Genomic DNA, 12,262 nt, shown 5'->3' with positions numbered 1-12,262 from the left:
TGTTTTTCAGGCAAATCGTTCAGACATGGCGAGAAAATCAGGCTTACAGCAGGCTCGCAGGCTCACACTCAGCTTGCACCGCCCGCTTGGCGAGAAACCCCGTCCACTAGCAGCGGATACGTACAAGAAACCCGGCATCCACACGAAATGGATACCGGGTAGAAATCACTTGCAACCTGTGTGCGCACGCGGCGCTGACCTGCAGCGTTGCCGTCGCTGCACTCCCACCTTACTTGAAGTACTCGACGCCGCCCTCAATCAGAGGCTGGAACTGGTCGCCAGCAGTGAGCTCAGGGATGTTCTTGTAGAGGCCAGCACCGGAGCGCTCCGTGTGGCCCATCTTGCCCAGGACGCGACCATCGGGGCTGGTAATGCCCTCGATAGCCAGGACGGAACCGTTAGGGTTAACGGAGAAGTCCATGCTTGGAGTACCCGCTGCGTCAACGTACTGCGTTGCGATCTGGCCGTTGGCCTTGAGCGTCTCAAGCAACTCGTCGGAAGCAACAAAGCGACCTTCTCCGTGGCTGATTGCGATAGTGTGGATGTCGCCAAGCGTGCACTTGGAGAGCCATGGAGACATCGTGGATGCAACGCTGGTACGAACAAGCTGGCTCTGGTGGCGGCCGATGGTGTTGAACGTCAGTGTTGGGCAGGTGTCGTCCATGGGTCGGATATCGCCATAAGGAACAAGGCCCAGCTTGATGAGTGCCTGGAAGCCGTTGCAGATGCCCAGCATAAGGCCATCGCGCTGCTGCAGAAGCTCGCGAACAGCCTCGGTTACCTGAGGAGCGCGGAAGAGGGCGCAGATGAACTTAGCTGATCCGTCTGGCTCGTCTCCGCCGGAGAAACCGCCTGGAATCATGACAATTTGGCTCTTCTTGATGGACTCTGCCAGCGCATTTGCGGACTCAACAATGTCCTGAGGTGTCAGGTTGTTAATGACCAGCGTGGTTGGGTCAGCGCCTGCACGCTCAAAAGCACGCGCAACGTCGTACTCGCAGTTGTTACCTGGGAATACGGGGATGATGACGCGTGGGCGAGCAGGTGCGATAAGGGCTGGACCAGCATAAGAGTGTCGTGTGGATGCACCGTCGAAGCTGATTTTCTCTACAGCCTCGTCGGAGCCTCCGCGGTACGGGAAGACCTCCTCAAGTGGACGCTCCCATGCTTCCTGGAGTTCGGAGAGGTCGATCTTCTCGCCACATGCGCTGAAAGCGTACTCGGACGTGGTGACGCCCAGAGGAGCCACGCACACGCCGTCGACGTCGTCAACGGAAACGCCATCTGCCAGCTCAACGATGAAGGCACCGTAGGTTGGCGAGAAGAGCGCGTCGGCAGAAATTTCTGGGACCAGCTCAACGCCCAGCTTGTTGCCCAGGCAGCTCTTAAAGAGAGCCTCGGCCACGCCGCCGTAACCTGGCGTGGTAATGGCAAGTGCGCTCTTGGACTGGACTAGGGTGCTGACCAGCTTGTATGCGGTGAGCAGGGACTCGTTATCGGGGAGAAGGCCGGACTCGTCGTAGGATGGGACAATAGAGATAAGTCTGTGACCTGCACCCTTGAACTCGTTGGAGACAATCTTATCTACCTTGGTAAGGCCGGTAGCAAACGAAACCAGCGTTGGTGGAACGTCCAGGTCCTCAAAGGTGCCGGACATGGAGTCCTTGCCGCCAACAGCTGCAAGACCAAGGTTGACCTGTGCCATCAGTGCGCCAAGAAGGGCCGCTGCTGGCTTGCCCCAACGGTTTGGATTCTGACCGAGCTTCTCGAAGTACTCCTGGAAGGTGAGGTAGAGGTCCTGATACTTAAAGCCGGTAGCAACCAGCTTGGAAACGGACTCAACAACAGAGAGGTAGGCGCCACGGAACTGGTCGGCTTCCATGAGGTAGGGGTTAAAGCCCCAAGCCATGCCCGAGACGGTGTTGGTCTGACCCATAACAGGAAGCTTAGCCACCATAGAAAGGGCAGGGGTCAGCTGGCGAGCGCCACCGAATGGCATGAGGACGGTACCTGCGCCAATGGTAGAGTCAAAGCGCTCAGAGAGACCCTTGTTAGATGCAACGTTTAGATCGCGTACCAGTGAGTGGAGTTTCTCGCCAAGAGTTGTGCCTGCCCAGGTGCGCTGGTAGGCAAGAGGCTTGGCCAGGCGCACGGTGATTGATTTAGGTGCGCCGTTTGAGGCGAGAAATGCGCGGCTGATGTTGACAATCTTCTGACCGCGCCAGCGCATGACCAGGCGCGGGTCCTCGGTGACTGTTGCCACAATGGTTGCCTCGAGGTTTTCTTCGCGGGCATATGCGCAGAACTGATCGACGTCTTTTGCCTCAAGCGCAACGGCCATGCGCTCCTGAGACTCGGAGATTGCCAGCTCAGTGCCATCAAGGCCGTCATACTTCTTAGGAACAGCATCCAGGTTGACGTCAAGGCCGTCGGCGAGCTCGCCAATAGCAACAGAAACGCCGCCTGCACCAAAGTCGTTGCAGCGCTTGATGAGCTTGCAAGCGTCTTCACGGCGGAAGAGGCGCTGAAGCTTGCGCTCAACAGGAGCGTTGCCCTTCTGGACCTCGGCACCGTCGCGCTCAATGGAGCCGGCATCGTGTGCCTTTGAAGAGCCGGTTGCGCCGCCAATGCCGTCACGACCAGTGCGGCCGCCGAGAAGAACGATGATGTCGCCATCTTCTGGACGCTCGCGGCGAACGTGGCTTTGAGGAGTTGCGCCTACAACAGCACCAATCTCCATGCGTTTTGCAACGTAGCCTGGGTGGTAAAGCTCAGAAACCTGGCCGGTAGCAAGGCCAATCTGGTTGCCGTAGCTGGAATAACCTGCAGCTGCCGTGCGCACGATGGTGCGCTGGGGAAGCTTTCCTGGAAGGGTCTGAGAAACTGGAACGGTTGGGTCTGCAGCGCCAGTGACGCGCATTGCCTGGTAGACGTAGCTGCGGCCAGAAAGGGGATCGCGGATAGCACCGCCGATGCAGGTAGCCGCGCCACCAAAAGGCTCAATCTCGGTTGGATGGTTGTGAGTCTCGTTCTTGAAGAGGAAGAGCCAGTCTTCATCTTTGCCGTCAACGTCCACCTTGACCTTTACGGTACAGGCGTTGATTTCTTCTGACTCATCAAGATTGGTGAGGACGCCCTTCTCGCGAAGGTACTTTGCACCAATAGTTGCCATATCCCAAAGAGACACGGCTCGGTCTTCTCGCCCAAGCTCTTTGCGCATGGAGAGATACTTCTCAAACGCGGCCTTTACCAGGTCATCGTCAATCTGCACACCGGTAATTCCGGTGTTGAAGGTAGTATGGCGGCAGTGGTCTGACCAGTAGGTGTCAATGACGCGAATCTCAGTGATGGTAGGATCGCGCTGCTCTTTGGTGAAGTACTGCTGGCAGAAGGTGAGGTCAGCCAGGTCCATAGCAAGGCCGTGAGAAGCAATGAACTCCTTGAGACCGTCCTGGTCAAGAGCGTTAAAGCCCTCAAGAACCTCTACATCAGCAGGCTCTGGAATGGAAATCTTGAGAGTCTCGGGCAACTCAAGGGAAGCCTCGCGAGCCTCAACGGGGTTTATGAGGTAGTTCTTGATGGCGGCAACGTCTGCCTCAGTGAGGTTTCCGGTTAGCACGTAAAGGCGAGCAGAGCGCACAAGTGGACGTTCTCCCTGGCTGATGAGCTGCACACACTCAGCTGCAGAGTCTGCGCGCTGGTCAAACTGGCCAGGCAAAAACTCAACAGCAAACGTATGAACAGCCGCACCTTCAGAAGAAAACTCTGGCATGGTACGGCTGGCAAGATCGGACTGTGGCTCTGAAAAAACGGTGGGGATACAGGACTCAAAGAGTTCCTCTGAAATTCCCTCAACATCATAGCGGTTAAGCAGGTCAATGCGTTGTAACTCGGTAATACCAAGAAGGTCTTTCACTTCTTTGAGCAGGGCTTTTGCCTCGCCCTCGAAACCAGATTTTCTTTGGACGTAGACGCGCAGGACCATGGGGCCACCTTTCAATGCAAGCCTTGAACGCTTTTACTGGCTTTATTGTACGTTACTTAGGTGGCCAAATTGGCGGTTGTCGAGAAAAGAAAAATGGGTTGTAACAGAGCGTTAAAAATACAAATTATTTAGTTAAAAGTTTTACGTTGGAAGGTTTTTCGCCAGTACGCTTAAGCCAGCGTGCTTTACGCCAGCACAAAGATAAAGGCGATAAAACAAACGGTTACGCCCAAGGCAATTGCCTCGCGAGCGCCAAAGGTCGGCTGATGCCAACGCGTGCGAGAAGCCCCTGCTACATAGTGTCGAGCGTCAAGTGCCTTAGAAAGGTTGTTGGCATGTCTGAGCGAGCTGGCCAGAAGCGCTACCACAATGGAGAAGGTCGCACGGAGTCTATTGGGCAGCGAACCTGAAGCAACGTCTCCTGCGCGAGCAGTTTGAGCCTCTGAAATAGACACCGCGTCGCCCGCAAGCGTTGGAATAAAGCGCAGCATAAGCGAGAAAATCATGGCAATTTCTTTGCCGGGAAGACCAATCTTAGAAAGTGGCGAGCATGCTGTTTCAAAGGCGTTGCCTAGATCCGTTTGAGTTGTGGTAAGCAGGAGTAGTGCGCCCATTAAAATTGCAGCTAAAATGCGTACGGGGTAGAGAAAAGCACTCCATGCTCCCACATCAGTGATGGTAAAGATTGACCAAGAGACAAGCACAGTTCCTTCTCGCGTAAGCAACAGATTGAAAAGCGAGAGAAAGATGAGCAGCCAGGCAAGTGGGATGATTGACACAAGTACCTGTTTGACGGGGATTTTTGCGAGTGCCAGCAGGCAGAGCACGCCTACTACCAGCAGTGCAAGCTGTGGTGCATTGCGGATAAAAAATGTTGCGAGCATCAAAAGGAGTGCAGCCAGGCACTTGACGTTGGGATTAAGCCTATGGATGAGCGAATCCCCGTGATAGTACTGGCCCACAGAAATCTTAAGCGCCATAGTAACCTCCTTGCGAGAGGTTGTCGGTCTTTGTAGCGTTGGCTCGCGTGTCGCCAGAGTTGGTAGGTAGCGCAGCAACCAGTACGTCTACCAGCTCAGACAAAGTCAGAGGTTCTCCCAGGTTGATTCCCGTAGCGCGGGACAGACGTTGCGCCCAAGCAAGCGCATGAGGAATGCCTAGACCAAGTTCCTGGAATTCTGCCTCTGAGAAATGAGTAAATGTTTGTTGCGGCGAGCCTGAGAAAACCAGGTCTCCCTCATGAAGCACGATAATCTGGTCAGCTTCTGCCGCATCCTCCATCGAGTGTGTGAGCTCAATGACGGTGCAGCCGTCCTCAAGAACGGCGTTGATAATTTTTCTGAGTTCAGAGCAATAGTAGGGATCAAGTCCGCTGGTAGGCTCATCGAGCACAAGCACCTTTGGATGCATAGCAATAACGCCTGCAAGTGCGCAAAGTCTCTGCTGACCACCAGAAAGCTCAAAAGGGGATGCATCTGCCTTGTGGGAAAGCCCCACAAGCTCCAGAGCAGCATTCACAGCACTTGCTACATCGCAGGCAGAAAGTCCCAGGTTAGTGGGGCCAAATGCCACGTCTTCTGCAACCGTTTGTGCAAAAAGTTGGCGCTCCGGTTGCTGCATGGCGTAGCCAACAATGCCGTGAAGTTTTCTGCGATTTTGCTTCTGTCGAGTATCCAATCCAGTTACACAGAGGCTGCCGGCGTCAGGCGTATCAAGTGCGCAAATCAAGCGCGCCAGGGTAGACTTGCCGGAACCGGTTGAGCCAATCACGGCAACATGCGAGCCTTTTTGCACGTCAACCGAAATGTTTTTGAGCACAGGCTTCTGGTACGAGAACGTCACGTCCCGCACAGAAACCGCTGCTGGCTCGGACACGCTGTCGGCTGTAGCCACGCTGTCACAACCCGCGGCCATCGCGTCGCAGCTTTCAGCCACGCCGCCCTTCTCGCCTCGTGACCCCGTGGCGAGAAGCCCCGTCAGCTCGTTAAGCACGCGCTGAGCCGAAGGTGATTTGCACACGGCAACTCCGCGGTTGTTGAGCGCATGCGCCACCTGATAGGCAAACGGCTCTTCAAGATGCAGGCATTCAACCAGTTCGTGCTGCTTAAAGAGGGCTTCGGGTGTTCCCTCAAACGCAACGCGGCCGTCGTCTAAGGCAATAACGTGGTCAGCGGAAACCACTTCGTCCATGAAATGCGTCACATGAACGATAGTTTTTCCAGCTGCACGGAGTTTCTCGACAAGCCCCATAACGTTATTTCTATGAACAACGTCAAGAGCTGCGGAAGGTTCGTCAAGAATCAGAATTTGCGGCTTCATGACCAGAGCGCCCGAGATGGCCACGCGTTGCTGTTGGCCGCCCGAGAGCATCTGTGGATTTTCGGACGCAAACTCGGTGAGAGTCCCAAGGGTAATCTGTTCTTCTACCAGCGGAGTTATCTGATCGCTGGGCACCTGAAGGTTCTCTAGACCAAAGGCAATATCGTCTGCGACAACGCTGCAAATAATCTGGTCCTCAGGATTCTGGAAGACCAAGCCAAGCTGCGGGCGAATGGCCTTATACGCCTCAAAGTCAACTTGGCCGTCATTGACAACGGTGGTTCCCAGAAAGGTAACAGTTCCCTCGTCAGGAGCGGAAAGGCCAGAGAGAATTGAGGCAACGGTAGACTTGCCCGAACCGTTTGCACCAACAATACAGGTACGTTTACCTGCAGGAATAGAGAACGAGACGTGGTCTAAGGCAATCACGCCTTTTGCGTGCACAAAAGTCACGTCCAAAAGCGTCGCAGCTACAGGCAGGTCCTGAGTTTGTGCGGTGCTTTCAGACGTGTATAAATCAGGGGAATTGTTGCCCAGATTACTCACCGTCTTTGATGCTCTCAAAGAGTGAGGTAGCCGAGCGCATGATAACAACAAAGATGATGCTGTTAATAGCAACCTTCACCACGTTGAAGGGGAGAAGCGCGGGGACAATTAGTCCGCTCACTGCCTCTACGCTCATGCCGGTGTAGATTGGAGTAACTACAAGGTTGCCAAGAATGCAGGCAACAACACTGATAACGCTGCCGACAACGAGGGCAAATACCAGCTGCTTGATCTTCTCGGAACGGTTATACACAATCAGCGAGACAGGCAAAACGTAGCTAAGCGTTGCCAGAATTGCCATGATAGTTCCGTAAATTCCTGACTCCGTGGTGAGGTGCAGAAGGTAGGGAAGCACCGAGACAATCGCGCCCGCGGCAGGGCCAAAAGCTACGCCTGCGAGCAGGGCAAAGACGCCCGATGGATCGTACTTCAAAAACGTCACGCCTGGAATAAGCGGGAACTGAAGCACCATGGTGCTGATTGCAGCAGCTGCACAAAGCATGGCGAGAATAGCAATTCTCTTGGTAGACCAGCCGTTAGAAGATGCGGTTGTTGCGTGGGTTGAGTGGGATGAAGCCATAAAAGTCTCCGTTTCTGACATCCGGACTGTACCGTTGGTCCTGGACTTTAACCAGGTTAACCGCCTTTGCGGGTCGCGGACTTGATGGCTCTTTGCACTGGGCTGTTATAAACCCTGAAGCTCGGCCACCTTACCACCAGTAGGTAATTGCAACCATTTCTGAAACATATCGATACGTACTATAGCAGAGTTAACAGCTCATAACACGTAAAACGGGATGGACATTTCTTTGACAGAATTGCAAAAGACGTGCAAAAGACGTGCAAAAGACGCGCAAAAGACGTGCAAAAGAAACCGTTTTCTCGTTTCAGTGTCATGATTTTCTCGGCCTAATGACGTGATTTTCTCGCCTCAACGCCACGTTTTTCTCGCTTGCGATAAACTATAAAAAGTAACTTACTAAGGAGCGTGTTACATGTCTGAAAGTGGCTATGACTTACAAAGCCTGGCCGGAAAGCTTTGCTCGATTGTTGGAGAAGAGAACGTCCTGGTAGACGAGCCAATGAGCGAGCACACCACCTTTAAAGTGGGTGGACCTGCGGATCTCTATGTCATCCCTGATGATCCCGATGAGGTTAAAGAGATTCTCCTTGCGGTTAAAGACGCAGAAGCTCCTTATTTTATTCTCGGTTATGGCTCTGACCTGCTTGTTTCTGATGCAGGATATCGCGGCGTCATCATTGCCGTCGCTGATGGCCTGACCAGCGTAAGCATCGACGACACCGAGATGACCTGCCAGGCCGGCGTTGGCCTCAAAGAGGCGTCCGAGATGGCCTGTGAGCTGGACCTTTCTGGACTGGAGTTTGCGTGTGGCATCCCAGGTTCTGTGGGCGGCGCATGCTTCATGAACGCAGGTGCTTACGACGGCTGCATCGCTGACGTGCTCAAATCCGTCCGCGTTCTTCTCGCCGATGGCACCTTTGCTACGCTGGACGCATCCGAGCTTGACCTGGGTTATCGTCACAGCAGAATCGCTGATGAGGGCATGATTGTGCTTTCCGCCACGTTCAATCTTCATCGCGCAGATGGCGAGAAAATCCGTGAAAAGATGGAAGAGTTCACGCGCGCTCGCGAGGAGAAGCAGCCACTTGAGCTGCCTTCCGCCGGTTCAACTTTCAAGCGTCCTGAGGGTCACTTTGTAGGCAAGCTTGTTACCGACGCTGGTCTTAAAGGCTATCGCTTTGGCGGCGCCGGTGTTTCCGATAAGCATGCTGGTTTTGTGGTCAATTACGACAACGCTACCGCTGCTGAGGTTCATGCAGTTATCGAGCATGTTCAAGCCGAGGTCAAGCGCCAGTTTGATGTCGAGCTTCACCCTGAGGTAAGGTTCCTCGGGGAGTAGTGAGCCGCGGCTCACACCCATCCGCAACGGATTGCACGCGTCCGCACGGATTGCACGCGTTTGCACGAATCACACGCGTCCGCGCGGCGCTGTTTCGTCCGCAACGAATCGCTACGATAGCTCCGCAAGAAAACGGGGAAGTCCGTCGGTAGAAATCGGCTCCTCCATACCTGCGACAAGAGGACGCAGATAGGTCAGGGCAGTGTCGGTAACGTTGAAGCCGTCTTCGGAGATCATTTCTCGAGGTACAAGCTTTACCTTGTTAGCAACATCGGCGACAGGGGTGGCGCGAATCTCCGAAGTATATGGGACATCAGAAGTTCGGTGAACGCCTACCATAACACCGGTTTTACCTTGGAGAACAGCTTCAACTCCTGCAGCACCGAGCGCTTCTGCCTCGTCCAAGTCAACCTTGCTAGCAGCATGCGAAGCGCAACGCTGCAGCGTATTGAGCTCAATGCCGCGAGACTTTACGTCCAGCTGCTCTTTGGCCAGCTGCGACAAGTATTGTGCTGTCCCGGACTGTGCTGCGAGGTGGCCAAATGTGTCAATTGAGACGGACTTTGCATCAAAAAGGAAACTACCATCTGCGTGATGGACGCCCTCGCTGACAACTACAACCACGTTGTTTTTCTCGCGAAGTCGCTGTTCAATGGCGGAAAGTAGTGCGTGCTCATCAAGCGGAATCTCGGGCAGAAGGACAAAATCTGGGGCGGTTCCACAAATATCTTGCGCCAGTGCACCAGCCGCCGTGAGCCAGCCTGCGTCGCGACCCATGGCTTCGATAAACGTGACGTTTTTGCTGTTGTAGACGCCGCCGTCGCGGATGAGCTCGGCGGTTACGGACGCAACGAATCGCGCCGCGCTGCCAAAGCCAGGGGTATGATCGGTGCCCTCGAGGTCGTTGTCGATGGTTTTTGGCACACCTACAACGCGAACGGCACTGTCTACCTGGGCAAAGTATCGAGACAACTTGTCCGTTGTGTCCATGGAATCGTTTCCGCCGATGTATAGCACGGCGTCTACCTGGTATTTCTTGAGCTGCGCATCAATCTGCTGGTAGATAGGAGAGATAGCTGTGAATTCTGAGTTGTCAGTAAGCTCCGGCAGTTTAAAGCGGCAGCTACCCAGCCAGCTTGAAGGCGTTTTTCTTAGGAGCTGGAGGTTCTTCTCGCCAGGATTTGTGGATGCGTGGTTGGACGATCCGGATTCAGATGCTGTAAATTCAAGTGCTTCCACTAAGTCAACGACGTTGCCCTCAAGAAATCCCTGGATTCCGTTGCGCATCCCGAGCACTCGGAGGCCCTGGGCGTGAGCTGCGCGAATAACACCCGCAAGCGATGCATTGATGGCTGCAGTCGGCCCGCCCGACTGTCCGACCAGGATTGTGTGAATTGCATGCTCTGTTGTGGTGTTCATAGCGCCTCGGATTCTTGAAAGTTGACGTATCAAGTATAACCGCGGTAGGCAGCTGCGGTGCTGTTATATCGACTGACGAAACATCCTCAAAAAACTGCAGATAAAGTCAGGCTTAATAGCCCAAATACATCGTGGATTAGCTTTTGTTATAGGATTTGAATTTAATCAGGTACGTTCAATTCACTATTATGCATAAGTTCTATCTGATATACATAATTATGAATGAAGATATATCAAAGATTTAATTACCCTAAATTTCAGGGTTAAGCAAGCACATCTATGTCAGATAATCTGCAAAATCAAGAATCAAAAACACATCTAATGACGATATTCTGCATGAGATAAGCGTTTTGAGCGAAATGTATACGCATTTTCAGCAGATTATCTGACATAGGTGTGTTCGGGCGTTTCGAACTAGACACGGATGTGCTTACGGAACTCATACGCCCGCTAAGGCATCGCGTGCGGCGAGAAACCCGCAGGTCTCGCCGCCGTTCCCTGTCCCATGCCACGCTCGCACCTGACGCCTGACCGCTGCTCGTGCCCGCCGCTCGCCGCACGCGCGCACAAAAAAGCCGCATCTCAAATGAGATGCGGCTTCGTAGCTTCTAGCAGTCTAAACGGCGTTGCAGCTCGGTCGGGCCGGACGCGCGCCGTCTAGCCTACAACCTGCGAGTTTAGCGAAGGTTGTAGAAAGCGTCCATGCCCAGGTACTCAGCACCCTCAGCGAGGTCATCCTCGATGCGGAGAAGCTGGTTGTACTTAGCAACACGCTCGGTACGAGCAGGTGCACCAGTCTTGATCTGACCAGCGTTTGTTGCAACAACAAGGTCAGCAATGGTGGTGTCTTCGGTCTCACCGGAACGGTGGGAGACAACTGCGGTGTAACCTGCGCGCTTAGCCATCTCGATAGCCTCGAGGGACTCGGTCAGGGTACCAATCTGGTTGACCTTGATGAGGATGGAGTTACCAGCGTGAACCTCAATGCCCTTCTTCAGGCGCTGAGTGTTGGTAACAAAGAGGTCGTCGCCGACGAGCTGGATCTTCTTGCCCAGACGCTGGGTAAGGATCTTCCAACCATCCCAGTCCTCCTCTGCAAGGCCGTCCTCGATGGAGACGATTGGGAACTTCTCGACCATTTCCTCGTAGTAAGCAACCATTTCCTCGGAGGTAAGGGAGCGACCCTCGCCCTTGAGGTCATACTTGCCGGTCTCCTTGTTATAGAACTCAGAAGAAGCTGGGTCCATAGCAAAGCGGAAGTCTTTGCCAAGCTCAAAGCCAGCAGCCTTAACAGCCTCGGCAAGAAGCTCAAGTGGCTCCTCGTTGGACTTAAGGTCTGGAGCAAAGCCGCCCTCGTCACCAACACCGGTGTTGAGGCCCTGGGACTTCAGAGTGTCCTTGAGGGTGTGGTAAACCTGTGCGCACCAGCGAAGAGCGGTGGTGAAGTCAGGAGCACCAACAGGCATAATCATGAACTCCTGGAAGTCAACGTTGTTGTCAGCGTGGACGCCACCGTTGAGGACGTTCATCATAGGAACAGGAAGAGTGTGAGCATTTGCGCCACCGAGGTAAGCGTAAAGTGGAAGCTCAGCAGAAGCAGCTGCAGCGTGAGCAACAGCAAGAGAAACGCCGAGAATAGCGTTTGCGCCGAGGCGACCCTTGTTTGGAGTGCCGTCAAGCTTGATCATAGCGAGGTCAAGGCCGCGCTGATCCTCTGCGTCCCAACCAATAACGAGGTCGCGGATCTCAGTGTTGACGTGCTCGACTGCCTTCAGAACGCCCTTACCCAGGTAACGGCTCTTGTCGCCGTCGCGAAGCTCTACAGCCTCAAACTCACCAGTGGAAGCGCCGGAAGGAACGATTGCACGACCAAAGGAACCGTCGTCAAGAACAACCTCAACCTCAACGGTTGGATTGCCACGGGAATCGAGGACCTCACGTGCGTGAACATCAAAAATCTGGCTCATAGCTCACCTTTCTTTAGGTTTAACATTTTGCTGATTGCACAGACATAAATAGTATACCCATTCTGTTATGTGGTGTGTATTGTAATTACACATACTATTTGACC

7 protein-coding genes and 1 riboswitch are annotated in these 12,262 nt (G+C 53.9%); of the genes, 1 reads left to right on the top strand and 6 read right to left on the bottom strand.

The window, feature by feature from the left end; all coding sequences use genetic code 11:
• Positions 1-229: 229 nt before the first annotated feature.
• The 4 genes from HMPREF1492_RS06255 to HMPREF1492_RS06240 all read right to left on the bottom strand — a co-directional run bounded on the left by HMPREF1492_RS06255 (position 230) and on the right by HMPREF1492_RS06240 (position 7,430).
• Positions 230-3,985, bottom strand: a complete 3,756-nt coding sequence (locus HMPREF1492_RS06255; RefSeq protein ID WP_035437095.1) for a phosphoribosylformylglycinamidine synthase — start codon at positions 3,983-3,985, stop codon at positions 230-232.
• A gap of 185 nt (positions 3,986-4,170) precedes the next feature.
• Positions 4,171-4,965 (bottom strand): energy-coupling factor transporter transmembrane component T family protein, encoded by a 795-nt coding sequence (locus HMPREF1492_RS06250; RefSeq protein WP_035437094.1) that lies wholly within the window; start codon positions 4,963-4,965, stop codon positions 4,171-4,173.
• Positions 4,955-6,850, bottom strand: coding sequence for an ABC transporter ATP-binding protein (locus HMPREF1492_RS06245; RefSeq protein WP_035437092.1), 1,896 nt, complete (start codon positions 6,848-6,850; stop codon positions 4,955-4,957). Before HMPREF1492_RS06245 ends, HMPREF1492_RS06250 begins: the two co-directional genes overlap by 11 nt.
• Positions 6,843-7,430, bottom strand: a complete 588-nt coding sequence (locus tag HMPREF1492_RS06240) for an ECF transporter S component (protein WP_051479439.1) — start codon at positions 7,428-7,430, stop codon at positions 6,843-6,845. Before HMPREF1492_RS06240 ends, HMPREF1492_RS06245 begins: the two co-directional genes overlap by 8 nt.
• Before the next feature lie 5 nt (positions 7,431-7,435).
• A riboswitch (FMN riboswitch) is annotated at positions 7,436-7,601 on the bottom strand.
• Positions 7,602-7,845: 244 nt separating this feature from the next.
• Here HMPREF1492_RS06240 and murB point away from each other — a divergent pair.
• Positions 7,846-8,772 (top strand): UDP-N-acetylmuramate dehydrogenase, encoded by a 927-nt coding sequence (murB, locus tag HMPREF1492_RS06235; protein WP_035437086.1) that lies wholly within the window; start codon positions 7,846-7,848, stop codon positions 8,770-8,772.
• A gap of 111 nt (positions 8,773-8,883) precedes the next feature.
• Here the strand turns inward: murB and HMPREF1492_RS06230 are convergent, their stop codons facing one another.
• On the bottom strand, positions 8,884-10,191 hold the full coding sequence (locus HMPREF1492_RS06230; RefSeq protein ID WP_035437083.1) for a diphosphate--fructose-6-phosphate 1-phosphotransferase: 1,308 nt from the start codon (positions 10,189-10,191) through the stop codon (positions 8,884-8,886).
• Between the two features lie 677 nt (positions 10,192-10,868).
• On the bottom strand, positions 10,869-12,158 hold the full coding sequence (eno, locus tag HMPREF1492_RS06225) for a phosphopyruvate hydratase (RefSeq protein WP_035432805.1): 1,290 nt from the start codon (positions 12,156-12,158) through the stop codon (positions 10,869-10,871).
• Positions 12,159-12,262 lie beyond the last annotated feature (104 nt).

It is taken from the genome of Atopobium sp. BS2 (assembly GCF_000565075.1).
Classification (GTDB): domain Bacteria; phylum Actinomycetota; class Coriobacteriia; order Coriobacteriales; family Atopobiaceae; genus Lancefieldella.
The sequence above is the reverse complement of the archived record's forward strand: the minus strand, read 5'-3'. Positions and strand labels throughout refer to the sequence as shown.

Bases quoted from the DNA above. Each gene is read 5' to 3' on its own strand.
- HMPREF1492_RS06255 (WP_035437095.1), bottom strand. From the start codon at position 3,985: ATGGTCCTGCGCGTCTACGTCCAAAGAAAATCTGGTTTCGAGGGCGAG.
- HMPREF1492_RS06250 (WP_035437094.1), bottom strand. From the start codon at position 4,965: ATGGCGCTTAAGATTTCTGTGGGCCAGTACTATCACGGGGATTCGCTC.
- HMPREF1492_RS06240 (WP_051479439.1), bottom strand. From the start codon at position 7,430: ATGGCTTCATCCCACTCAACCCACGCAACAACCGCATCTTCTAACGGC.
- murB (WP_035437086.1), top strand. From the start codon at position 7,846: ATGTCTGAAAGTGGCTATGACTTACAAAGCCTGGCCGGAAAGCTTTGC.
- HMPREF1492_RS06230 (WP_035437083.1), bottom strand. From the start codon at position 10,191: ATGAACACCACAACAGAGCATGCAATTCACACAATCCTGGTCGGACAG.
- eno (WP_035432805.1), bottom strand. From the start codon at position 12,158: ATGAGCCAGATTTTTGATGTTCACGCACGTGAGGTCCTCGATTCCCGT.